This window comes from Devosia sp. (assembly GCF_024707125.1).
In the GTDB taxonomy this organism is placed as follows: domain Bacteria; phylum Pseudomonadota; class Alphaproteobacteria; order Rhizobiales; family Devosiaceae; genus Devosia.
The window spans coordinates 136,001-158,505 of sequence record NZ_JANQAH010000003.1 but is presented as its reverse complement, the minus strand read 5'-3'; the positions used below and the strand labels follow the sequence as shown (position 1 = coordinate 158,505).

The following is a 22,505-nucleotide window of genomic DNA, read 5'->3' as shown; positions in this document are numbered from 1 at the left end:
AAACCGTGATGTCCGATCAGCTCGTAGAACGCGAGATTACCGCGCCTGTCGATATCTGCCTCCCCGACGGTCGGCTCAATCCGGCGGCGGTCGGCTGGAGTCGTTTCCCGCAACATCGCCCAAATCTCAGCGGTTGGGGTCGCAACAAGCGTTTTGAATATTGGTGCATCATCGCGCCGGATCTCATCGTCTCGGCCAATATTTCGCACCACGACTACCGGGCAAATGTTTCAGCAACGGCGGTGGATCGGGAAACAGGGGCCAAGGCGGGGAAGGGCGCCAATCTCTGGCTGCCACGCGCCAACATGCTCAGCGACCCGACTCACGGCGTCTCGATGCGGGCGGATGCGCCAGGCCTCACCCTGCGCCTCGAACCCAATACCGCGGGCACACGCCTCATCGCAGAAACCGCCGACATGCGTTTCGACCTGCAAGCGCACACCCCGGCCGGTCACGAAAGCATGGGGGTATTGGTCCCCTGGTCATCGAGCCGCTTCCAATACACCCGCAAGGACAATTGCATTCCGGTCGAGGGCCTCGTCGAAACCCCCGGACGGCAATACCAGCTCAGTGCCGACACGACCCTGGCTCTTTACGATCACGGCCGCGGCCGCTGGCCCTACCGCACGCGCTGGAATTGGGGCGCCGGCAGCGGCTACTGCGATGGCCGCCAGCTTGGCATCAATATCGGCGGCAAATGGACCGACGGCACGCCATCGAGCGAGAATTTCGTGCGCATCGATGGCCGGATCAACAAGATCAGCGAGCATCTGACCTGGCACTACGATCCCAAAGACTGGCTAGCACCGTGGCGGGTCACTGGAGCGCGCGTCGACCTGACCTTCACGCCAAATCACCACCAACTCTACCTGTTCGATCGTTGGGTGATCATGGCCCGCGCCGACCATTGCTTCGGCCACTTCAACGGCACGGTTGTTGCTGACGACGGGACCACCGTGCCGGTCCGCGAAATCTTCGGCATGATCGAGGAAGTGGAGCGTCGTTGGTAGGCGCCGTTTTGGCGCATTGACACTTTACCGGCCGTTCGGTAAGTAAATGCCCAACAACAGACTTGTTGCGGATTGCCAAGGATTTTGCGCCCCAGAATGGCGCCCGGCAATACCTACATTATGAGGGGAGGGTACCGGGTGGCCATCACAGCCATGGACAATCAGACTACGCATCGGCGTAGTCGCACAAGGGCTCGCCTGGCGGATTTTTCCAGCCGCTGGTCCTTCATGCTGCCGGCGGCGATCATTCTCTTCGCGGTTCTGGTGTACCCGATCTTCTATACCCTGCAGATCAGCTTCTCGCGGCTCGATCTCGCCTCCTTCACGGCCTCGCAATGGGTCGGTTGGGACAATTACAGCACGGTTCTGCGCGATGACCGCTTCTGGCAATCGATGCAGGTGACCGGCATCTACCTGCTGTTCGCCCTGCCCATTCAGATGGTCCTGGGTTTTGGTATTGCCTACCTCATCAACGCGCCCTGGAAGGGGCGGGACGTGGTTCGCGCGCTCTTCATCATCCCCATGGTCGTCGCCCCGGTCGTGGCCGGCGGCGTCTGGCGCATGATTCTCGATCCCCTCTGGGGCCTGATGAATTATTGGCTCGGCCAGATCGGTATCGGGCCCATCGACTGGCTGGGCACGCCCAGCCTTGCGATGGCGACCATCGTCATCATCGATACCTGGCGCTGGACGCCCTTCGTCATCCTGATCGCCACGGCCGCCCTGCTGTCCCTGCCCAAGGATGTGTTCGAGGCCGCCGATATCGACGGCGCCAACTGGTGGACCAAGCTCTGGTCGATCGCCTTGCCGCTGCTGCTGCCGATCATTGCGGCCACCTTCGTCGTGCGCTGGCTCGGGGCGGTGAAAATGTTCGACATCGTCCTCGCCGCCACCTTGGGCGGGCCTGGCGGCGCTACCAATGTGATCAATCTCTTCATCTACGAGCAGGCCTTCCGCACGCTGCGCTTTGCTGAATCATCGGCCATGGCGGTCATCGTTCTGGTCATCACCATGGTTCTGACAGGCGCCTTCCTGTTTGGCATTCGCAAGCTGGAGGACGTGCAGTGACCCTCGACGCAACCCCGGCCTCCACGCATCGTTTCCGCCGCAATCTCGCCCGCCAGCTCCGCATCTGGAGCGGGGTTGTCATTGCGCTGGTATTCCTCTTCCCGATCTTCTGGATGGTGCTGACCTCGTTCAAGATGCCCAAGGACATCTTCACCACCCCGCCAACCTTCTTCTTCCAGCCCACCATCGACACCTATGTCGAATATATCTGGCGGGCCGATATCCCCCGGCGGTTGCTCAATACGGTGATCGTTTCCTTTGGCTCGGCGCTGATTTCCATCGTCGCGGGCGGCATGGCCGGCTACGCCCTGGCGCGGTTGCGCATTCGCGGCGCCGGATTTTTGGGGACGCTGCTGCTGCTGTCGCGCGGCGTTCCGCCTATCGCGCTGGCCGTGCCGATGTTCCTCGTGGCGCGCAAATTCGGACTGACCGACAAGCACATCACGCTGATCCTGGCCTATTGCACCTTCCTCATTCCCTACGTCATGTGGCTGATGCGCGGCTTCTTTTTGGCCCTGCCCAAAGAGCTCGAAGAATCTGCCATGATCGATGGCTGCTCCCGCTTCGGCGCCTTCATCAAGATCATCGTGCCCATCGCCATGCCGGGCATTCTCTCCACCCTGATCTTCAGCGTCATCCTGGCCTGGGAAGAACTGCTCTTCGCACTGGTCCTCACCAACCGCAACGCCTCCACCGTGCCCGTCGCCATGGCCGGCATTGCCGGCGACACCGTCAACGGCGCCAATTGGGGCGCCTTGACAGCGGTGGGTACGCTCATGGTCGTGCCGGTCGTCATCTTTGCCCTCCTGGTGCAGAAGTGGCTTGTCCAGGGCCTTGCCGATGGGGCGACCAAGGGATGAACGCCATTCATCGTATCGAGCGTGAAATCACGCAGCCGGTCGACATGTGCCGCCCCGATGGCCGGCTGAACCCTGAGGCCGTCGGTTGGAGCCGCAAGGCTTTGCACCGCGCAAATCTAAGGGGCTGGGGGCGCAACAAGCGGTTCGAATACTGGTGCATCGTTGCGCCGGATTTCCTGATCACCGCCAATGTCTCCCACCACGATTATCGGGCCAATGTGGCCTCGACCTATATCGACCGGAACAGCCACGCAAAGCTCGCCCATCGCCAAAATGTCTGGCTACCGCCGAGAGACACCATGAACGATCCGCTGAGCCGCGAGCGCGTGGCCGGCAAGGCCAAGGGCCTGACCGTGGTGCTCGAACCCAATGCAGAGGGCACCCGCATTCTGGTCGAGGCAGAGCGCCTGCAAGCGGAACTGCAGGCCTTCGAGGCGCCGGATCGGGAATCCATGGGCGTGCTCGTGCCCTGGGACAACAAGCGCTTCCAGTACACCAGGAAAGACAACTGCATCCCGGTAGAAGGCGTAGTGGTCGTCGACGGCGTCGAGAAGCGCGTCTCCCCCGAAACGACCCTTGCCATTCACGACCATGGGCGCGGCCGCTGGCCTTACGACACCCGCTGGAATTGGGGCGCCGGCAGCGGCACCACCGACGGGCACGAGATCGGTCTCAATTTTGGGGCAAAATGGACCGATGGAACGCCATCGACCGAAAACAGCCTCCGTCTCGATGGGCGCGTGCACAAGATCAGCGAAGATCTGCGCTGGACCTATGACCGGGACAACTGGACGGCGCCCTGGCGCATCAAGGGTGAGCGGGTAGACATCGTCTTCACCCCGCGGATCTACCACCATCACAAGTTCGACCGGATGATCATCTCCGCCCAGGGCGATCAATGCTTCGGTCATTTCAACGGCGAGGTGATCGCCGATGGCGGGAAGGTCGTTCCCGTCCGCAATATTTATGGTTTGGTCGAAGAGGTACATCGCAAGTGGTAGCTGGTCCCGTTCAACCCGAGCGCGAGCTCGATCAGCCCGTCGACATTGCTTTGCCGAATGGGCGCCTCAATCCCGCTGCGGTGGGCTGGAGCCGGCATCCCATGCAGGGCATCAACCTCAAAGGCTGGGGCCGCAACAAGCGCTTCGAATATTGGTGCATCACCAGTCCCGACCTGATCGTCGCCCTAAACATTTCGCATGGCGATTATCGCGTCACGCTGGCCTCGTTTTTCTATGATCGCGCGACCGGAGAGGCCGTGCCTGAGGCGGAAATTCACTGGCTGCCGAACAATGACCGCGCCAGCATGCCGGGGCAGACCGGCCGCGACGACGCCGTGGGCAAGGGCGAGCGCATGCAGATCGCTATGCGCATCAACAAGACCGGCACCCGCCTTACCGGCGAGACCAGCCGGCTCAAGGCCGATATTCAGGTACACGAGGCGCCAGGCCACGAAAGCCTCAACGTGCTGGTGCCCTGGGACGACAAACGGTTCCAGTTCACCCGCAAGGACAATTGCCTGCCGGCCTCCGGTTGGGTCGAGCTCGATGGCCGCCGCTACACGCTCGACGTTGGTTCTGCCTATGCGACGCTCGACCATGGGCGCGGCCGCTGGCCCTATTCCATCGTCTGGAATTGGGCATCGGGCAGTGGCCGCAGCGACGGTCACGAACTGGGCCTGCAGTTTGGCGGCAAGTGGACCGAGGGCACGCCCTCGACCGAAAACGCCCTCAAGATCGACGGGCGCTTGCACAAGATCAGCCAGGAACTGGAATGGCGCTATGATCGCGCCGATTTCATGAAGCCCTGGAAAATCCTGGGGGATCAGGTCGATCTGACCTTCACCCCCGAATATGACCGCTATTCCAATTTCGACCGGCTGATCGTGCGCAGCAAAGAACACCAGTGTTTCGGCACCTTTGCCGGCACGGTGACGGACAATGACGGCAAACGCTATCGAGTTGCCGATGTCTATGGCTGGGCCGAGGAAGTGGCGCGGCGGTGGTAGGCAGAGCGATACGAACAGACCGGGAGATCCCTAATGAGCGCAGTTGAAATCCGCGACGTTCAAAAATCCTATGGCGGCCATCCGGTCCTGCATGGCGTTTCCGTTGATATTCCCGATGGGGAATTCGTCGCCCTTGTCGGCCCGTCCGGCTGCGGCAAGTCCACCTTGCTCCGCATGATCGCGGGCCTGGAAGATATCACGGCCGGCGAGATCGCCATTGGCGGTAAGGTCATGAACGACTTTGCGCCCAAGGATCGGGACATCGCCATGGTGTTCCAGAATTACGCGCTCTATCCGCATATGAATGTCGCGGACAATATGGGTTTTGCCCTCAAGCAGCGCGGGTTTTCGCGCGAGGTCATCAAGGAGCGGGTGGCCGACGCCGCGCGCATTCTGGGCCTCGAAAGCCTTCTGGCGCGAAAGCCGCGCCAATTGTCGGGCGGCCAGCGCCAGCGCGTTGCCATGGGGCGCGCCATCGTCCGGCATCCCAACGTCTTCCTCTTCGATGAGCCGCTCTCCAATCTCGATGCGAAACTGCGCGTGCAGATGCGCAGCGAGCTCAAGGAATTGCACCAGCGCCTCGGCACCACCACCGTCTACGTGACGCACGACCAGATCGAAGCCATGACGCTGGCGGATCGCGTCGTCGTCATGAACGCCGGTCGCGTCGAACAGATCGGCGCGCCGCTCGATCTCTATGATCGGCCGGGCAGCCTGTTCGTCGCTGCCTTCATTGGCTCCCCGCCGATGAATTTTCTCGCCGGCACCGTCAATGAGCAGGGCCAATTGCAGGTCGAAGACGGCCTCTCCCTCGCCATCCCCGGCGGCGGCCTGCAGCCCGGCCAGCGCCTCACAGTAGGCGTGCGTCCGGAACACCTCGAACTGGCCGAGACCGGCTGGCCCGCAACGGTGTCGGTGGTCGAACCGACCGGGTCTGAAACGCAGATCATGACGCGCCTGGGCAATCAGGTCATCCGCGTCCTCATCCGCGGCCGCACCGATCTCAAGCCGGGCGCGGTGGTGCATCTCGGCGCTGATCCAGCCCATATCCACCGCTTCGACACGATGACGGGACGGCGTCTGTGACCTATCCCGATACCGCGCTCTTCATCGACGGCGCCTGGCGTCCTGCGATCGATGGTGCCCGGCAGGACGTCGTCAATCCCGTCCATGGCGGCGTCATCGGCCAGCTTGCTCTGGCCGGTCGCGCCGATCTCGATCTGGCTCTGGCCGCCGCCGCCCGAGCCTTTCCCGCTTGGCGCGACCTGGGCCCAATGGCCCGTTCCGACCTGATGCGCCGCGCGGCAGGCCTGTTGCGCGACCGGGCCGAACAGGTCGCCGCGACAATGACGGCGGAGCAAGGCAAACCTCTCGCCGAAGCACGCGCCGAGATTCTGGCCGCCGCTGGCACCATAGAATGGTTCGCCGAAGAGGGCCGTCGCGCCTATGGCCGCATCGTCCCCGGCCGCGATCCCAGAGTCATGCAGCAAGTGATCAAAACCCCGGTCGGTCCAGTTGCGGCCTTCACGCCGTGGAATTTCCCGATCAACCAGGCCACACGCAAGATTGCTGCGGCGCTGGCAGCGGGCTGCACCATGATCGTCAAGGGTCCCGAAGAGGCGCCCGCCAGTTGCGCGGCCCTCGTTGCTGCCCTGGCTGATGCGGGCCTGCCGGCAGGCGTGCTCAATCTCGTCTATGGCGTGCCGTCCGAAATCTCCGCCTACCTGATCCCGCATCCGACGATCCGCAAGATCTCGTTCACCGGCTCGACCGACGTTGGCAAGCAGCTGGCGAGCCTTGCCGGCCTTCACATGAAGCGGGTGACCATGGAATTGGGCGGCCACGCGCCCGCCATCGTCATGGACGACGCCGATATCGAACAGGCAGCCACGGTTCTGGCCGCCGCCAAATTTCGCAATGCCGGACAGGTCTGCATCGCGCCCACGCGCCTTCTGCTGCACGAAAGCATCTACGACCGTTTTCGCGACAGCTTTCTCGAGCGCGCGCAACGCATTGTCGTCGGCGATGGCGCTGAGCCCGGCACGACGATGGGGCCACTGGCCAATGCTCGTCGCGTCGAGCACATGGAGGCCCTGGTCGCCGACGCGGTCGACCGCGGCGCCCGCCTGACCCTGGGTGGTCATCGCATCGGCAATGCGGGCAACTTCTTCGCACCCACCGTGCTCGAAGACATACCGCACGATGCCCTGGTCATGACCACCGAGCCGTTCGGTCCCATGGCCCTCCTTGCGCCATTCTCACGCTACGAGGACGCCGTCGCCGAGGCCAACCGCCTGCCTTACGGGCTTGCCGCCTATGCCTTTGCCACCCGGCAGTCGACGATTGGCGCCCTGTCGCGCGATATCGAGGCCGGCATGCTCTCGATCAACCATCAGGGGCTGGGCAGCCCCGAATTGCCTTTCGGTGGCATCAAGGATTCCGGCTATGGCTCGGAAGGCGGCTCCGAGGCGCTCGAAGCTTATCTCGATACGCGCCTCGTCACCGTGGCCTGAGGCCGTTGTAGATCAGCTGGAAATATTCCTCGGCGAAGTCGCGCGCTGCCAGTCGCCCGCCGGGCCGATACCAGCGCGCCATCCAGTTGAGCATTGAAAGCACCGCACGGGCGGCGATTGCCGGGTCCGCCATCACCAGCTCGCCGCTGGCGCTGGCATCGGTCATCAGCCCGCGGATCATGGTTTCATATTCGTCGCGCACCGACACCTGGCCCGGCGCCAGCGTGCGGCTGAGGCCGCCAAAGCCGTGCAGCAGCGTGACAAAGGATTCGTAATTGGCCTCGAAGAAGCTGGCATGAGCCACCATCATCTGCCGCAGCCGATCGTTGAACGGTGCGGTGCCTTCGATTTCGGCCTGCACATGCTCGCGCAGGCGACTCAGCAGATCGATGACGATCTCGTCGTAGATGACCTGCTTGGTCGGAAAATAGTGATAGACCGCGGCCTTCGAAATGCCGACGGCCTTGGCCACATCCTGCAGGGAAGCCCCTTCGAATCCCTTTTCGGCAAAAAGCCGCGCCGCATGTGCGAGAATGGTCTCGCGAGGCGCCGTGATGGTTGCCGGACGTCCGAGGGCGCGTTTCCCGGTTTTTTCCATATAATTCGATCCTCGCGATTGACGGGTGCTGATCCAGTGTCGTATTACCGGCCAGCCGGTCAATAAACCGTTATTGTTACATGACTGGTGTATAACGACGCAATCGGGTGTGCAAATGGCCGACCTGCCGCTGCTGGGTGTCAAGGTTCTGGATCTGTCGAGGGTGCTTGCGGGCCCATTGTCGGCAATGGTGCTGGGCGACCTTGGCGCAGACGTGATTAAGGTCGAGCGCCCCGGCCGGGGCGACGACACCCGCGATTGGGGCCTGCCGCTCGCTGCGGGCGACACCACCTATTTCTACGGCTTTAACCGCAACAAGCGCTCGATCACGCTCGATCTTGCCAACGAGAGCGATCGCCGGTCGCTGTTGCAGCTGGTCAAAGAGGCCGATGTGCTGGTGGAAAATTTCAAGGCCGGCGACATGGAGCGCTTCGGCCTCGGTTACGATCATCTCAGCACGATCAATCCACGCCTCATCTATTGCGCCGTCGCCGGCTATGACCGCCAGGGTCCTGAAGCGGCGCGGCCGGGCTACGACCTGGTGATCCAGGGCGAAAGCGGGCTGATGTCGATCAATGGCGAAGCCGACGGTCCCCCGCTCAAGCTCGGGATCGCCGCGGTGGATCTTTTCACCGGCATGTCCGCGGCCCAGGCCATGCTCGCGGCTCTTTTCCAGGCGCAGCGCACGGGGAAGGGGAGGCGCATCGATGTCGCCCTCCACGATCACGGCATTGCGCTGAGTTCCTACTACGGTTTGGAGGCGCTTTTGCGCCAGGCCGACCCGCCGCGGGTCGGCAGTGCCCATCCCTCCATCGTGCCCTATGGCGTCTTCGAGGCAGCCGATGGCCCGCTGGTCATCACCGTGGGCAACAATGAGCAATATCGCAATTTCTGCCTGAAGGTGCTCAAGCGCCCCGATCTCGCCGATGATCCGCGTTTCGCCACCAATGTGCAGCGCGCCGCCAATCGCGCGGTGCTGCTGGCCGCTCTTGAGCCCGAAATCGCCCGCCACCGGCGCGCCGATCTTCTGCCGGCTCTGGCCCAAGCCGGCATTCCGGCCGGCGAGGTCAAGGGCCTCCACGAGGCCCTCAGCGGTGCGCGTACACAGCAATCCGGCATGGTGGGCAGCTACGAGCATCCGGCGGGCGAACCGGTCTCCGTCCTCTCCTCGCCCTGGCGCTTCGATGGCGAGCGCCTGCCGGTGCGCCGGCCGCCCACGCTAGGCGAACACAATGCCGATCTCCTGCATCCGGATGGAGCATTTTCCAAATGAGCGCGCTTTACTCTACTGAGCTCAAGGCGTTCCGTCAGGAATTGCGGGCCTTCTTCACCAGCCAGATCCCGGAGCGTATCCGCGCCAAGATCAGCGCCGGCCAACCCTTGGCCCGCGCCGATTTCGTGGAATCGCAGCGCATCCTCAATGCGAACGGCCTCGCCGTGCCTCATTGGCCCGCCGCCTGGGGCGGCCGCGATTGGGATCGGGTGCGCCTCCATATCTTCACCGAGGAATTGCAGCGCGCCGCCGTGCCACTGCCCCTGCAGTTCAACTGCAACATGCTTGGCCCCGTCCTCGCTGCCTTCGGCTCCGAGGAACAGAAACAGCGTTTTCTGCCGCGCGCCGCCAATCTGGATGACTGGTGGTGCCAGGGCTTTTCCGAGCCCGAGGCCGGGTCTGATCTTGCAAGCCTGCAAACCAGGGCGGTGCACACGCCCCAAGGTTATCGCGTCACAGGCCAGAAGACCTGGACCACCTATGCCCAATATGCCGACTGGATTTTCTGCCTGGTGCGGACCGATCCCGACGTCCGCAAGCAGGCCGGGATTTCGTTCCTGCTCATCGATATGCGGTCTCCCGGCATCACCGTCCGCCCGATCATCACCGTCGAAGGTCATCACGAGGTCAACGAGGTCTTCTTCGACGACGTTCTGGTGCCCTTCGATCAGCGCGTCGGCGAAGAAAATCGCGGCTGGGACTATGCTAAATACCTGCTCACCAACGAGCGCTCCGGCATTGCGCGCATCGGCCTGACCAAGGAGCGGGCGGCCCGCGCGCGTCGGCTGGCCGCGGCCACGCCCTTCGGCTCCGGCACCCTGCTCGACCATGCCCCTTTCCACCAGCGTCTGATCGAACTCGAACTCGACCTCAAGGCCCTGGAAATCACGCTGGTGCGTCTCGCGTCACGCGCTGGCGGAGGCGAGGGCGATCCGGCGGCCTCCATCGTCAAGCTCAAGGGTTCGCAATTGCAGCAGCGTGCTGCCGAACTGTTGATGGACGTAGCCGGCCCCGCCGGGCTGCGCGCCATGACCGATGACATCGACGACGATGCGCCAAGTCTGGCGCTCGCGACCTATCTCAACGCGCGCAAAGTCTCGATCTATGGCGGCGCCAACGAGATCCAGCGCAACATTATCGCCAAGCAGGTGCTGGGGCTATGAACGCGATGCTGACGCAGTCAGATGAACAGCGCATGCTGGTCGACATGGTCGATGGCCTGCTGGTGGCCGAAGGCCATGCCTGGTCAAACTTTGCCGAACAGGGCCTGCTCTCCATGCCCTTCGCGACGGGGAGGGGGGGGCTCGATTCATCGGCCGCTGATCTCTCGCTGGTCATGGGCGCGCTGGGCCGCGCCGACGTCGACCTGCCATTCCTCGCCAGCGCCATCATCGGATCCCGGCTGGTGCGCAATCTGGCGAGCCCCGCTCAGCGTCTCGATTGGGCTCCGAAAATCGCCGCGGGCACTATGGTCCTCGCCTTGGCTCATGCCGAGCCGGGACAGCATTTCGACGCCGCCCCCGTCGGCGCCATTGCCGAGCCGACTGCCTCCGGCTTTTCGCTGACCGGCCAAAAAACCATGGTCCTGGGCGGAAAACACGCCACCCATTTCCTCGTCAGTGCCGCTGGGCCTTCTGGTCTCAAAGTCTTTCTGGTTCCCGCCGACGCAGCAGGCGTAACCATGTCGCCTCATTGGCTTGGCGATGGCGCAGAACTGACCCTGACAGGTGCGGAACTCTCGTCGTCGAATCTGCTGGACGGCCCGGACGCTGCGACGTTCCTTGCCGCCGCCCTCGACCACGGCCTTGCGGGCCTCGTCGCTGGCGCCGTGGGTGCCATGGAGCAGCTCCACCACCTGACGATCGACTACCTCAAGACGCGAAAGCAGTTCGGCGTCGCCATCGGCAGCTTTCAGGCCCTGCAGCATCGCGCCGTCGACATGCTGATCGAGCTCGAACAGGCCCGGTCCATGCGCGACCACGCCACGGCCGCCCTTGATGCAGACCCCACGATCCGCCGCCGGGCCGTTATCGCTGCCAAAGCCTATATCGATGGCGCGGCACGGCTTCTTGGCGAAACCGCCGTCCAGCTTCATGGCGCCATCGGCATGACGCTGGAAAGCCCGGCCGGTCGCCTGTTCCGGCGCCTCTCCACCACTCAGATGCAGCTGTGCGACCGCACCCAATGCCTGCACGAACTTTCGCTCAGTCCGGCGAGCCTGCTTGAGGAAGACGAATGACCTCCACCGCTGCCTTTGCCTGGCATGACCCCCTGCGTCTTGAGGACCAGCTAACGGAACTGGAGCGCCTGCTGCGCGATGCCGCCGCCCGTTTCGCGGCCGAACGTCTGCAACCGCGCATAGAGCAGGCCTATCTCGACGAAACCGTCGACGCCGGCATCTTCGCCGAAATGGGCGCGGCCGGTCTCCTCGGTACCACTGTTCCTGAACAATACGGCGGCCTCGGCGCCAGCTATGTCGCCTATGGCCTCGTGGCCCGCGAAATTGAGCGCGTGGATTCGGGCTATCGCTCGATGATGAGCGTGCAGTCTTCGCTCGTGATCCATCCCATCCTTGCCTATGGCAGCGAGGCGCAAAAGCAGCACTTCGTGCCCCGCCTGACCTCGGGGGAATGGATCGGCTGCTTTGGCCTGACCGAGCCCGGCGCCGGTTCTGACCCCGGTTCCATGCGCACCCGCGCCACGCGCACCGCCAACGGCTATCTCCTCAATGGCGCGAAAACCTGGATTTCCAATTCACCCATTGCCGATGTCTTCGTCATTTGGGCCAAGTCCGATGCCCATGACGGCGCCATCCGCGGCTTCGTCCTCGAAAAGGGATATCCCGGCCTCTCCGCTCCCCGCATCGATGGCAAACTGTCACTGCGCGCTTCGGTGACCGGTGAAATCATCCTCGAAAATGTGGAAGTGGGCGAGGACGCCCTGCTGCCGCATGCCTCTGGGCTGTCTGGCCCCTTCGGCTGCCTCAATCGCGCCCGCTACGGCATTGCCTGGGGCGTCATGGGCGCGGCTGAGGATTGCTGGTTCCGCTCCCGCCAATATGGGCTCGACCGCGAACAGTTCGGCAAGCCTCTGGCCGGCATGCAGCTTTACCAGAAGAAGCTCGCCGACATGCAGACCGACATCGCCTTCGGGCTGCAGGGCGCCTTGCGCGTCGGCCGGCTGATGGACGAGGGCGAAATGGCCCATGAAATGGTGTCCCTGATCAAGCGCAACAATTGCGGCAAGGCGCTCGATATCGCGCGCCTCGCCCGCGACATGCACGGCGGCAACGGCATTCAGGCCGGCTACCAGGTCATGCGCCACGCGCAGAATCTTGAAACGGTGAATACCTACGAAGGCACGCACGACATTCACGCGCTGATCCTGGGCCGCGCCCAGACCGGCCTGCAGGCGTTTTTCTAGGTGCAGATCGTCCTCGACAGACCGGTCCGCTATCGTCGCGAGGGTACGCTGGCGGTAGCAACGCTCGACAATCCGCCGGTCAATGCCCTCAACCACGCAACCCGCGCCGGCATTCTCGCCGCGATCGAGGCCGCCGAAACCGATCCCGAGGTGACCGCGCTCATTCTCGAAGGTTCCGCCCGAGCCTTTTCCGCGGGCGCCGACATCGCCGAATTCTCCGCTCCGCCGCAGGCCCCCAGTCTTGCCGACCTCAATACCCGCCTCGCGGCCTGCACCAAGCCCACGATAGCCCTCATCGCCGGCGTGGCGCTTGGCGGTGGACTGGAACTGGCTCTGGCCTGCCGCCATATTCTGGCGTCGCCGCAAGCAAGCCTCGGCCTGCCCGAAGTCAAGCTCGGCCTCATTCCGGGCGCCGGCGGCACCGTGCGCCTGCCACAGCGCATCGGTCTCGTCCGAGCCCTTGCCCTGATCGGAGACGGCGAAGCAGTCACCGCCACCGCCGCATTCTACCTCGGCCTCCTCGATGCCATAGTCCCGGCCGCCGCCGACGCGTTGGAGGCCGCCCGGGTCATGCTCGCCAATCGGCCCCAGCAACTCATCCGGGAATCGGCCAGCGACCTCGCCGCCTTCGAAGCCGCGGCCAACTCCTTCCTGACCCGACACAAGGGGCAGGCCGCCCCTTGGCTGTGGTCGATGCCTTGCGCAATGCCGCAACCCTGTCCCCCCAAGAGGCTCTGGAGCGCGAGCGCCAGTCCTTCGCGATCCTGCGCGCCAGTCCTGAATCCGCAGCACTCCGCCATCTCTTCTTTGCCGAGCGTGTCGCTGCCAAGGTCGATCGGTCAACGGGCGCCACTGACATCAAGACCGTCGGCGTCATCGGCGCCGGCACCATGGGCCGCGGCATCGCCATGGCCTTCGCCAATGCCGGCCTCGCCGTCCACCTCTTCGACGCCGACCCCGAGGCCCTGGCGCGCGGCCTCGATGCCATCGCCGCCACCTATGGCAGCGCGGTAAACCGCGGCAGCCTGTCGGCACAAACCGCCGACCAGGCTCGCTCGGCCATCCAGCCCCACTCCGAACTACCACAACTGGCCGATTGCGATCTCGTCGTCGAAGCCGCCTTCGAAGACCTTGCGGTCAAGCAAAGCATCTTTGCCGCGCTCGACGCCATCATGCGCCCCGGCGCCATCCTCGCCAGCAATACCTCCTACCTCGACATCGACACCATCGCCTCGGCCACACGCCGACCCGAAGCCGTGCTCGGGCTGCACTTCTTCTCCCCAGCGCAGGTGATGAAGCTCGTCGAAGTGGTCCGTGGCGCTGCGACCGCACCCGACGTTGTCCAGACCGCTGTGGCGCTCGCCAAACGCCTCGGCAAGGTGCCAGTTGTCGTCGGCGTCTGCCCCGGCTTTGTCGGCAATCGCATGCTGGGTGCCCGCAACGCCGAGCTTGTCGACCTGCTTCTGGCCGGTGCATCGCCCATGCAGGTCGATGCCGCCTTCACCGCCTTCGGCTGGGCCATGGGCCCCTTCGCCATGCAGGATATGGCCGGCCTCGATATTTCCTGGCGCAACCGCCGCGCCCAGGGTGAAAGCCTTCCTGTCGCCGACGACCTCTGCGCCGCCGGGCGCTTCGGGCAAAAAACCGGGGCAGGGTACTATCGCTACGAAACCGGTTCACGCACACCCATGCCCGACCCTGAAGTCGCGGCACTGATCGGCCGCATTGCCGCCGAACGGGGCGTAGTTACCCGCTCCATATCCGACCGCGAGATCATCGAACGCACGCTCTATCCAATGATCAACGAGGGTTTCAGAATCCTCGAAGAGGGCATTGCGGCGCGCGCCTCCGACATCGACCTCGTCTGGGTCCATGGCTACGGCTTTCCTCGCGCGCTGGGCGGCCCGCTCCATTGGGCGCACCGGCAGGATCTAGGCGCCATAGTCGCCTCCCTCTCAGCCTGGCATGACGAGACCGGCAAGGCGATCTTCCAGCCTGCCGCAAGCCTTGTTGCCCTGGCCCAATCCACCTCCAATCGCGAGACCTCATCATGAAAGTGCTCGTCACTGCCAAGCGCGTCATTGACCCCGTCATGCGCATTCAAGTGCGGTCCGATGGCTCCGGCATCGAAACCACGGGCGCCCGGATGATCATCAACCCCTTCGACCAGATCGCGCTCGAAGAAGCCTTGCGGCTCAAGGAAAAGGGGCAAGCGAGCGAAGTTGTTCTCGTGACGATCGGCCCCTCCGTTTCACAGGACATCCTGCGCACCGGTCTCGCCATGGGCGCCGACCGCGCCATTCTGATCGAAAGCAACGACCGGCTCGAACAGCTCGCCGTCGCCAAGCTCCTGCGCGCCGTCGCTGAACAGGAACAGCCGGGCCTCGTGCTCATGGGCAAACAGTCCATCGACAGCGACGCCTCGCAAACGGGTTCGATGCTGGCTGCGCTCCTCAATTGGCCGCAGGCCACCTTCATTTCCGAACTCACTCTCGCTTCGGGCAGGGCGGTGGCAGTCCGCGAAGTCGACGCTGGGCTCCAGACCCTCGACCTGCCGCTTCCCGCGGTGATCACCACTGATCTCAGGCTCAACGAGCCGCGCTTTGCGTCCCTGCCCAATATCATGAAGGCACGCAGCAAACCGCTCGCCGTCGTTCCCGCAGACAGTTTCGGCGTCGAACTCTCGTCGCGGCTAAAAGTCCTCTCAACTCGCGAACCGCCCCGGCGGCAGCGTGGAACCATGCTCGAAACGGCCGGCGAACTCGCCGGCGTGCTCAAGACACAACTCAATCGCGGGTGAGAAAAATGGCCAGTCTGGTTTTGGCAGAAGTACAGTCCGGCGACTTGGGTCCGAGCGTTGCCCGCGTCGTGTCCGCCGCTGCCCACTTGGGCGCACCCGTAGATGTTCTGGTCACAGGCTCACAGGCCGCCAAGGCAGCTGCCGCAGCGACATTGCTCACGGGGGTACGCAAGGTTCTCGTTGCCGAACACCCGCAATTGTCCGGCTCGGTGTCCGAGCCTTTGGCGGCGCTGCTGCAACAATTGTCGGGCGACTATGACGCCTTCCTCGCGCCCGCAAACGCCGTGGGCAAAAGCGTGATGCCGCGTCTCGCAGCCCTGCTCGACGTGTCGCAGATATCCGAAGTCACCACCATCATCGACCGCAATACCTTCGAGCACCCGGTCTATGCCGGCGCGGCCATCGAGACCGTCTCGGTCTCCGAGCCGCGGCTGATCCTGACCATTCGAGCCTCTGCCTTTGCGCCCGCCGAGGTCGGCAACGCGAGCGCGCCGATCGTGCCGGTCGCCTTTACGCCGCTCGCCGATGCGCCGCGTGTGCTGGCCGAGACGGTGACCGCCTCGGACCGCCCTGATCTCGGCACAGCGCGGGTCGTGGTTTCGGGCGGTCGAGCCTTTGCCTCGCGCGACGCGTTCGACTCCCTGCTGGCTCCCCTGGCCGAACGGTTGGGCGCTGCCATCGGCGCTAGCCGCGCCGCCGTCGATTCCGGCTACGCCCCCAACGATCTGCAGGTGGGCCAGACGGGCAAGGTCGTGGCGCCCGACATCTACCTCGCCATCGGCATTTCCGGCGCCGTCCAGCACGTCGCCGGCATGAAGGGCGCCCGCATCATCATTGCCATCAACAAGGATGCGTCCGCCCCTATCTTCGAGATCGCGGACTATGGCCTCGTGGGCGACCTCTTCGACATCGTGCCGCAGTTGACAGAGGCGCTGACGCGGTGAGCCAGTCGGCCCCTAGCTATAGAGGCTGCCCACTGTGTTGATCGCGAACGCCAGGATGCCGAGGTTGAACAGGAAAGCTACGCCTCCTTGAGCCAGCGCGATCCGGCGCATATGGGTGCCCTCTATGGTCACATCCGAGGTCTGGAAGGTCATTCCCAGCGTGAAGCTGAAATAGAAAAAATCCGAGTAGTCGGGCGTGCCGCCACCAGGAAAGTTCAGGCCCGCCCGGTCCCGCCCATCCCGCTGCTGATAGTAGAGATGGGCGTAGTGGAAGGCGAAAACCGTGTTGGCGAACACCCAGGCGAGCGCCAGCGAGCCCAGGATCAGCGGGACCTCGATCCAATTTGCGTCCGGATGCGCGATCAACGCTCCCACGGCAATCAGCACGATGAGCAGAACCAGCACGGTGATCGCCAGCAGGCCCGCACGATTGGCATCGTTGGCCGCCGAAGTCGAACGCATCGTCGCAACGTCGTCGTTGAGCAGTGGAAGCGCCGAAACGAGGAAGACGAGCGTAGCAACGTCGAAACTGGCAAGAACACCGATCTGCAGTTCAATCCCGGCCAACACTGCCAGCAGGAGCAGGCCAACCAAGGTTGCGGCAAACAGGACGAAGCGCGGCGGCGCAACGTGGCGCCCCATTACTCTGGCGAGTCGGGCGGGCAAGACGGGCTTTTCGAACACTCCCTTTGGCACGAAAGCTCAGTCCCCGGCATAGACGATGTCAAAAATCGAATAGCGCTCCTGGCCGTTGTCCAGATCGACCTCGGTTACGTCCTCCACCTGGCTCGACGTCATCGTGGTGCCCGCCGGCTCAACCGGCTTGCCATCCCGGAATTCCAGCAATCGCTGTTCCCCGTTCGGCAGCGTTATGAAAATGCTGGCGAGACTTTTCTCGGGCACCCGGATGACGCCGAATGGGCAGGACGTGACGTCTGGAAAACTCTTGAGAACACAGGGGAGATCGCCGGTCGCGTTGTAAGGCGTGCCCTCCACGAGGGCGTCCCCTTCCGTCGGCGGGGCGCTCTCGATGAGGAAGCGTCCAGCCACCCACCCTTTGACGGTGATGCCGTCGGGCGATTCGACCCGGCACCATCGGGCATCGCCCTGGCCCTCGCAGCCAAGATTCCGCAAGACCGTTCCGTTGGCGATCTGGATCACCACTGGTGCCGATGCCGACGCTTCGGATCGAACGTTGAGACTGCCTGTTTCGCTCACCCCGCTTACGGCCCAGAAGTCCGGACCGGCGACCCCGTTGTCAGCGCCCTGCGCAGCACACAAGCCCGGCACGGCAACAGCGATCAGCAGCGAAAGACAAGACACCTTGAGCATTCGTATCTCCTGGTCACGATGTCGGCCGGTTAGGATCTGGAGTGCGGGCGCAGCGGTGACGCCAACAAAACGACGTACCGCACTCCGGCTACCGGCTCCCTATTTGCATGCCGGATACTTGGCCCGATCCGCTTCGCTGACATCGACGGGGCACTCACCATCGGCGGGCGGAGCATAGTCGTCGGCAATTTGGCAGACGCCGTTGGCCCCGTGCTGGCCGGTATAGGAGACGTCGGGCGTACCATCCGGATTGATGGTCAGCGAGATCGTCGTGTGGTTGTGCTTGGCCTCGTAGTAATTCTCGTTGAAGACCTGAAGCTTGGCTTCCGTCCCGTTGATATAGATGGGCCCGCCCTCATCGGCGTGAACCTCGATGTCCCCGGGGCAGGTGGCGTTCACAAGTGGAATGGCGGCCCATGCAGGCGCGCCGAGCAGCATAAAGGCGAAGGCGGTCGTAGCAATCCGTTTCATCGGTGGCTCCTTTCTGCAACCGCGCCACTATCACGCCTGCAAGACACTCAGCTCAAACAAAAAATTGCATTCAGGTCCGTTGCATTTGTCATCGCGCCACCTCGCCTTCCGTGTAAAATTCTGAGAATTCCGAGATCGTAGAAAGGAATAGACAAATGTTCCCGATTTTCCGACGCGTCTTGTCTATGGCTGCCTTGGCTCTGTTCCTCGGGTCGGCGCAGCTGGTCGCCGCCCAGGACGCACGCACCGTGGAGGTCCGCTTTCCGCGTGGCCAGAGCGGAACCACCGTTTCGCAAAGCATCTCCGGTTATCAGTCGGTCAACTACGTGCTTGGCGTGTCCGCCGGCCAGCGCATGAACGTGCAGCTCGATACCGACAACCCGAGCAACTATTTCAACATTACCGCGCCGGGCGCATCCGAAGCCCTTTTCAACGGATCGATTTCGGGTACGTCCACATCGTTCGATATTCCCTCCAGCGGCAATTACACCATCAGCGTGTACCTGATGCGCAATGCCGCACGTCGCGGCGAGGCCGCAGATTACGACCTGACGATCTATGTCGAAGGCAGGCCAACCGCCGCCGCACCGGCCCCGGTCCAGAACGATTTTGCCGACGGCCTGGCGGGCGGGCCCGACTTCTGGCAGGTGCATGGCCTGTCCGGCGGCGACACGCTCAACGTGCGTTCCGCTCCCTCCACTGGCAGCAGCGTCCTCGGGCGGCTCGTCGAAGGTGATATCGTGCGCAATCTGGGTTGCCAGATGAATGGCAGCACCCGCTGGTGCAGCATTGAGAGCAATAGGGGCCTTAGCGGCTGGGTGGCAGGACGATATCTCCACGAGTCGATGAACCAGGCGCCGCAGCGTCCTGCTCCGCAACGTCCTACGACCTTGCCGGCCCCGGTTCCGTCAGTTCTTCCGGCACCCCTGCCGGTCGTGCCGGTGGATAGCGTTTCCACCGCGAATATGCCCCGCTTCTGTGTCGGCGAAGCCTCCGCCCAGTTCGGCGTACGTCCGCAGGAGATCACCGCCAACATGGCCTTCCAGACGGGCAACATGTACGTCTCTCAGGGCTATTTCGATCGCGACGGCGATACGACCTTCTTCAATTGCTATTTCCAGCTCAACGGCAGCTTCATCGCTGTGAACTGAAGGAACCAGCACACCAAACTGTGCGCTTCCACACGCAAATTGCCCTTTGTTTCCATTCTCGGAAAAATCAGGGTTGCGTCAAAACACCTGTTTGTCTATGTCTCCGCGCAGTCGGGGCGTAGCGCAGCCTGGTAGCGCATTTGTCTGGGGGACAAAGGGTCGTCGGTTCAAATCCGGCCGCTCCGACCATTTCACCAAATCTGCCGAAATGCCTGCTGGCCGCGATCAACTCGCGGCCTTTCGCTTTTCTAGACCAGCATCTGCTCGCGGCGCGCGGAAACCCGCTGCTCATTCGCGATGGCCGTCGAGAGCCCCCAGATCAGCCCGATCAGCAGGAAGAAGTGGCGCCAGTGGTCCGAGTCGATGATTACCGACTCGGCGACGACCATCGTAAATGTCGCCATCACCGGAATGGCCATGAGCCGATACGGGGAAGGGCGCAGCAGCATAACCGTGCCTTTCCAGAGCGTCGTGATGATCATCAAGTAGTAGAGCAGCCCGCCGCCCCAGCCATAGACGTGAATCACGGTGATGTAGACGTTGTGCGGCTCTTCGATGATGCGCAGGTTTCGGAACTCGCCGGGGCCAATGCCCCACGGATTGTCGAGTGCCAGTTCCAGTGCATAGCCCTGCCGCCCAAACCGGCCCGTCTCGCCCGTATCATAGTTCTGAGACGACGCGCGCAGTTCGAAGAAATTGGCAACCGCAGGCACCGAGAGCAGCCCGCCCAGCGCCACGATCAGCATGCCAGCGCCGATGAGCGTCATGAGCAGGATACGCACCTTGTCCCGCGCCCCGGCCTCCAGCAGGAAGACCAGCACCAGCGTGATCAGCGATGAGGCCGCAAAATGCCCCCAGCCACCGCGCGAAAAGCTGACGAAGACACCGACAAACAGCACGAAATAGACCCCGGCCGCGATAAATGATTGCAAGCCACGCCCGAGCAAAACGCGCTGCAGCGCAAACATGGCCGGCAGCACCAGGAAGGGCGCATAGACGTTCGGGTCCTTGAATGTCGCCTTGGCGCGATCATAGCGCAGGAAGAGATCGGCCCCCGGCATCAGCCGCAGATAGGCCAGCGTTCCGACAATAGCCAGGATCACTGCGATGACCGTATAGGCGCGCATGATCACGCGCATGCGCTTCTCGGTGGATTCGGCCAGATAATTGGCGACGAAATAGCTCGTCAGCATCAGGAAGATCGTCACCGCGGTGAAGATCAGCGCCTCACTGACCGGCGTGAAACGCACCTGAATGGCGGCAATCAGCGCAAAGGGGATGAAGCACAGCATGATCGCCAGCAGCCCGAAGGTCGAGCGATAGAGCCCGATACCGGCCATGATCGCCACTGGCAACACAGCCAGAAACATCACCTCATAGGGTGAGGGCTCGATCAGCACGATGCCGCCGGCAAAGATCCACAGCGCCACGACACCGTCGAGCAGCTTCAGCGCCTTCTGGCGCATGAAGTCAGCGCCGGCCCATCTCGATCCCAGCGCGGCATCGAATGTGCCGGAGACCGTCAATAGGCGTTCTCGCTCTTGGCAACGAGAGAAACGGGCGTCATCAGCACGATGTAGAGATCGAGCAGCAGGCTCCAGTTCTCGATGTAATAGAGATCGTGGTTCACGCGCTGCATGATCTTGTCGATCGTATCGGTCTCGCCGCGCCAGCCATGAATCTGGGCCCAGCCAGTCATGCCCGGCTTCACGCGGTGGCGCGCAAAATAGCCTTCCACGGCTTCATAATAGAGCTTGTTGTCGGCCTTGGCCTGCAGCGCATGAGGACGCGGGCCCACCACCGAAAGCTCACCCTTCAACACATTGAAAAGCTGCGGCAATTCGTCAATGGAAGTCTTGCGGATAAACTTGCCGACGCGCGTCACGCGCGGATCGCCCTTGGTCACAAGCTTGGCCGCACCCGCATCGAGCATATCGGTGCGCATCGAGCGGAACTTGTAGATGCGGATGAGCTGGTTGTTGAACCCATGCCGGTTCTGCACGAAGAAAACCGGCCCCTTGCTCTCAAGCTTGATGGCGATAGCGGTCGCAATCATGATCGGCGACAAGAGGATCAGCGCCGTGATCGCCACCAGCTTGTCGAACACCCACTTGAAGACGAGGTTCCAGTCCGAAATCGGCCGGTCGGCCATATCGAGCACTGGCACGCCGCCGACATAGGAATAGGCCCGGTCGGTGAACTTGAGCTTGCTCATATGCGCCGAGAGCCGGATATCCACCGGCAGCACCCAAAGCTGGGTCAGCATATCCAGCACGCGTTTTTCCGCCGAAAGCGGCATCGAAACGATGACGAGGTCGACCGGCGTCACCCGCGCAAATTCAATCAGGCTCGACACTTTTCCGAGCTTTGCCAGCCCCGCCACCGAATCCGGCGAACGCTCGTCATAGCGATCATCGAACATGCCCAGCAGTTCGATATCCTTGTCCGCGCCATTCTTGATCTGCTCGATCAAAACCTCAGCATCGCGCCCGCCACCCACAATGACCGTGCGGCGCTTGAGGCGTCCGAGATCAGTCCAGCGCTGCACCAGAAAACGCAGCGCCAGCCGATAAACAATGAGAAGCGCCGCTCCCGACAAGAACCAGCTGAAGAGCCAGACGCGCGAAACCATATCGCCCGCCTTGAAAAAGAAGATTGCGGCCGTCACCACGGCCATCACCGTGAGCCACACGGCCAGCACGCGGCCAAACTGCCCGACCACGCGCCGATAGGTGGTAATACGGTGCGCCCGCAGCAGGTTGAGCCCGATATTGGTCGCCAGGCACACGCCCAGCGTCACGAGCAGATAAAAGCCTTCCTGTCCGGATTCGACATAGGCGGCATGAATGCCATAGCCGAGAATGCCCAGCAGCAAGGCTTCGACGACCTGCGCGACGCCAACGATAATATTGCCCGAATAGGTGCGCTCTACTGGCCGGCTGGCGATTTCCGTGGCCGCAGCGGAAAGAACAGGTCCGGCCCCATCCCCATCGGGCCGACGCGCGGCATGGTCCTCAATGGCCTGCTTAGGATCGACACGAAACATCACACGCT

At 63.1% G+C, this 22,505-nt stretch carries 22 protein-coding genes and 1 tRNA gene; 17 read left to right on the top strand and 6 right to left on the bottom strand.

The annotated features are described in order from the left end of the window. Positions 1 to 8: 8 nt before the first annotated feature. The 7 genes from NVV77_RS01755 (at position 9) to NVV77_RS01725 (ending at position 7,459) form a co-directional block, all read left to right on the top strand. On the top strand, positions 9 to 1,010 hold the full coding sequence (locus tag NVV77_RS01755; RefSeq protein ID WP_295410118.1) for a DUF2804 domain-containing protein: 1,002 nt from the start codon (positions 9 to 11) through the stop codon (positions 1,008 to 1,010). Positions 1,011 to 1,148: 138 nt separating this feature from the next. Continuing rightward, positions 1,149 to 2,078, top strand: coding sequence for a carbohydrate ABC transporter permease (locus NVV77_RS01750; RefSeq protein WP_295410116.1), 930 nt, complete (start codon positions 1,149 to 1,151; stop codon positions 2,076 to 2,078). Continuing rightward, a complete protein-coding gene (locus NVV77_RS01745) occupies positions 2,075 to 2,938 on the top strand; it encodes a carbohydrate ABC transporter permease (protein ID WP_295410114.1) in 864 nt (287 codons plus the stop codon). Before NVV77_RS01750 ends, NVV77_RS01745 begins: the two co-directional genes overlap by 4 nt. Continuing rightward, positions 2,935 to 3,939, top strand: a complete 1,005-nt coding sequence (locus NVV77_RS01740) for a DUF2804 domain-containing protein (protein ID WP_295410112.1) — start codon at positions 2,935 to 2,937, stop codon at positions 3,937 to 3,939. Before NVV77_RS01745 ends, NVV77_RS01740 begins: the two co-directional genes overlap by 4 nt. Continuing rightward, complete coding sequence (locus NVV77_RS01735) at positions 3,933 to 4,946, top strand: DUF2804 domain-containing protein (protein ID WP_295410110.1); 1,014 nt, start codon at positions 3,933 to 3,935, stop codon at positions 4,944 to 4,946. The genes NVV77_RS01740 and NVV77_RS01735 overlap by 7 nt, the downstream gene beginning before the upstream one ends. A gap of 33 nt (positions 4,947 to 4,979) precedes the next feature. Next, positions 4,980 to 6,032, top strand: a complete 1,053-nt coding sequence (locus NVV77_RS01730; protein WP_295410108.1) for an ABC transporter ATP-binding protein — start codon at positions 4,980 to 4,982, stop codon at positions 6,030 to 6,032. Next, positions 6,029 to 7,459 (top strand): NAD-dependent succinate-semialdehyde dehydrogenase, encoded by a 1,431-nt coding sequence (locus NVV77_RS01725; protein WP_295410107.1) that lies wholly within the window; start codon positions 6,029 to 6,031, stop codon positions 7,457 to 7,459. Before NVV77_RS01730 ends, NVV77_RS01725 begins: the two co-directional genes overlap by 4 nt. Here the strand turns inward: NVV77_RS01725 and NVV77_RS01720 are convergent. Next, complete coding sequence (locus NVV77_RS01720) at positions 7,446 to 8,057, bottom strand: TetR/AcrR family transcriptional regulator (protein WP_295410105.1); 612 nt, start codon at positions 8,055 to 8,057, stop codon at positions 7,446 to 7,448. The genes NVV77_RS01725 and NVV77_RS01720 overlap by 14 nt on opposite strands. 115 nt (positions 8,058 to 8,172) lie before the next feature. Here NVV77_RS01720 and NVV77_RS01715 point away from each other — a divergent pair, with 115 nt between their 5' ends. Genes NVV77_RS01715 through NVV77_RS01685 form a run of 8 tightly spaced genes read left to right on the top strand, consistent with a single transcriptional unit; the run spans position 8,173 to position 16,497 of the window. Further along, a complete protein-coding gene (locus NVV77_RS01715) occupies positions 8,173 to 9,330 on the top strand; it encodes a CoA transferase (protein ID WP_295410103.1) in 1,158 nt (385 codons plus the stop codon). After that, a complete protein-coding gene (locus NVV77_RS01710; RefSeq protein WP_295410100.1) occupies positions 9,327 to 10,493 on the top strand; it encodes an acyl-CoA dehydrogenase family protein in 1,167 nt (388 codons plus the stop codon). Before NVV77_RS01715 ends, NVV77_RS01710 begins: the two co-directional genes overlap by 4 nt. Positions 10,494 to 10,498: 5 nt before the next feature. Further along, entirely contained in the window at positions 10,499 to 11,569 is a 1,071-nt protein-coding gene (locus tag NVV77_RS01705) for an acyl-CoA dehydrogenase family protein (RefSeq protein WP_295410098.1), read from the top strand. Next, positions 11,566 to 12,753, top strand: a complete 1,188-nt coding sequence (locus NVV77_RS01700) for an acyl-CoA dehydrogenase (protein WP_295410096.1) — start codon at positions 11,566 to 11,568, stop codon at positions 12,751 to 12,753. Before NVV77_RS01705 ends, NVV77_RS01700 begins: the two co-directional genes overlap by 4 nt. After that, positions 12,754 to 13,767, top strand: coding sequence for an enoyl-CoA hydratase/isomerase family protein (locus NVV77_RS21845; protein WP_367178577.1), 1,014 nt, complete (start codon positions 12,754 to 12,756; stop codon positions 13,765 to 13,767). Further along, complete coding sequence (locus NVV77_RS21840; protein ID WP_367178583.1) at positions 13,662 to 14,807, top strand: 3-hydroxyacyl-CoA dehydrogenase NAD-binding domain-containing protein; 1,146 nt, start codon at positions 13,662 to 13,664, stop codon at positions 14,805 to 14,807. Before NVV77_RS21845 ends, NVV77_RS21840 begins: the two co-directional genes overlap by 106 nt. Further along, the gene (locus tag NVV77_RS01690) at positions 14,804 to 15,553 is read left to right on the top strand and encodes an electron transfer flavoprotein subunit beta/FixA family protein (protein WP_295410094.1); all 750 of its coding nucleotides are present in this window, start codon (positions 14,804 to 14,806) and stop codon (positions 15,551 to 15,553) included. The genes NVV77_RS21840 and NVV77_RS01690 overlap by 4 nt, the downstream gene beginning before the upstream one ends. 5 nt (positions 15,554 to 15,558) lie before the next feature. Continuing rightward, positions 15,559 to 16,497, top strand: coding sequence for an electron transfer flavoprotein subunit alpha/FixB family protein (locus NVV77_RS01685; protein WP_295410092.1), 939 nt, complete (start codon positions 15,559 to 15,561; stop codon positions 16,495 to 16,497). A 12-nt stretch (positions 16,498 to 16,509) separates the two neighbouring features. Here NVV77_RS01685 and NVV77_RS01680 read toward each other — a convergent pair whose 3' ends face one another. The 3 genes from NVV77_RS01680 to NVV77_RS01670 form a co-directional block, all read right to left on the bottom strand. Then, on the bottom strand, positions 16,510 to 17,181 hold the full coding sequence (locus NVV77_RS01680; RefSeq protein ID WP_295410090.1) for a DUF1345 domain-containing protein: 672 nt from the start codon (positions 17,179 to 17,181) through the stop codon (positions 16,510 to 16,512). 18 nt (positions 17,182 to 17,199) lie between these two features. Beyond that, complete coding sequence (locus NVV77_RS01675; protein ID WP_295410088.1) at positions 17,200 to 17,829, bottom strand: SH3 domain-containing protein; 630 nt, start codon at positions 17,827 to 17,829, stop codon at positions 17,200 to 17,202. A 99-nt stretch (positions 17,830 to 17,928) separates the two neighbouring features. Then, complete coding sequence (locus NVV77_RS01670) at positions 17,929 to 18,300, bottom strand: hypothetical protein (protein WP_295410086.1); 372 nt, start codon at positions 18,298 to 18,300, stop codon at positions 17,929 to 17,931. Between the two features lie 155 nt (positions 18,301 to 18,455). On the opposite strand from NVV77_RS01670, the gene NVV77_RS01665 reads away from it, so the two are divergent. Further along, positions 18,456 to 19,451, top strand: a complete 996-nt coding sequence (locus tag NVV77_RS01665; RefSeq protein ID WP_295410084.1) for an SH3 domain-containing protein — start codon at positions 18,456 to 18,458, stop codon at positions 19,449 to 19,451. A gap of 112 nt (positions 19,452 to 19,563) precedes the next feature. Next, positions 19,564 to 19,640: transfer RNA gene (locus NVV77_RS01660), tRNA-Pro, on the top strand. 59 nt (positions 19,641 to 19,699) lie between these two features. Here the strand turns inward: NVV77_RS01660 and NVV77_RS01655 are convergent. Next, positions 19,700 to 20,977: an O-antigen ligase family protein gene (locus NVV77_RS01655; RefSeq protein ID WP_295410082.1), complete on the bottom strand. Its 1,278-nt coding sequence runs from the start codon at positions 20,975 to 20,977 to the stop codon at positions 19,700 to 19,702. Continuing rightward, the gene (locus NVV77_RS01650) at positions 20,974 to 22,497 is read right to left on the bottom strand and encodes an undecaprenyl-phosphate glucose phosphotransferase (RefSeq protein WP_295410079.1); all 1,524 of its coding nucleotides are present in this window, start codon (positions 22,495 to 22,497) and stop codon (positions 20,974 to 20,976) included. Before NVV77_RS01650 ends, NVV77_RS01655 begins: the two co-directional genes overlap by 4 nt. Positions 22,498 to 22,505: the final 8 nt, after the last annotated feature.

Bases quoted from the DNA above. Each gene is read 5' to 3' on its own strand.
- NVV77_RS01755 (WP_295410118.1), top strand. From the start codon at position 9: ATGTCCGATCAGCTCGTAGAACGCGAGATTACCGCGCCTGTCGATATC.
- NVV77_RS01740 (WP_295410112.1), top strand. From the start codon at position 2,935: ATGAACGCCATTCATCGTATCGAGCGTGAAATCACGCAGCCGGTCGAC.
- NVV77_RS01730 (WP_295410108.1), top strand. From the start codon at position 4,980: ATGAGCGCAGTTGAAATCCGCGACGTTCAAAAATCCTATGGCGGCCAT.
- NVV77_RS01720 (WP_295410105.1), bottom strand. From the start codon at position 8,057: ATGGAAAAAACCGGGAAACGCGCCCTCGGACGTCCGGCAACCATCACG.
- NVV77_RS01715 (WP_295410103.1), top strand. From the start codon at position 8,173: ATGGCCGACCTGCCGCTGCTGGGTGTCAAGGTTCTGGATCTGTCGAGG.
- NVV77_RS01710 (WP_295410100.1), top strand. From the start codon at position 9,327: ATGAGCGCGCTTTACTCTACTGAGCTCAAGGCGTTCCGTCAGGAATTG.
- NVV77_RS01705 (WP_295410098.1), top strand. From the start codon at position 10,499: ATGCTGACGCAGTCAGATGAACAGCGCATGCTGGTCGACATGGTCGAT.
- NVV77_RS01700 (WP_295410096.1), top strand. From the start codon at position 11,566: ATGACCTCCACCGCTGCCTTTGCCTGGCATGACCCCCTGCGTCTTGAG.
- NVV77_RS21840 (WP_367178583.1), top strand. From the start codon at position 13,662: ATGGCCTTCGCCAATGCCGGCCTCGCCGTCCACCTCTTCGACGCCGAC.
- NVV77_RS01690 (WP_295410094.1), top strand. From the start codon at position 14,804: ATGAAAGTGCTCGTCACTGCCAAGCGCGTCATTGACCCCGTCATGCGC.
- NVV77_RS01685 (WP_295410092.1), top strand. From the start codon at position 15,559: ATGGCCAGTCTGGTTTTGGCAGAAGTACAGTCCGGCGACTTGGGTCCG.
- NVV77_RS01675 (WP_295410088.1), bottom strand. From the start codon at position 17,829: ATGCTCAAGGTGTCTTGTCTTTCGCTGCTGATCGCTGTTGCCGTGCCG.
- NVV77_RS01670 (WP_295410086.1), bottom strand. From the start codon at position 18,300: ATGAAACGGATTGCTACGACCGCCTTCGCCTTTATGCTGCTCGGCGCG.
- NVV77_RS01665 (WP_295410084.1), top strand. From the start codon at position 18,456: ATGTTCCCGATTTTCCGACGCGTCTTGTCTATGGCTGCCTTGGCTCTG.
- NVV77_RS01650 (WP_295410079.1), bottom strand. From the start codon at position 22,497: ATGTTTCGTGTCGATCCTAAGCAGGCCATTGAGGACCATGCCGCGCGT.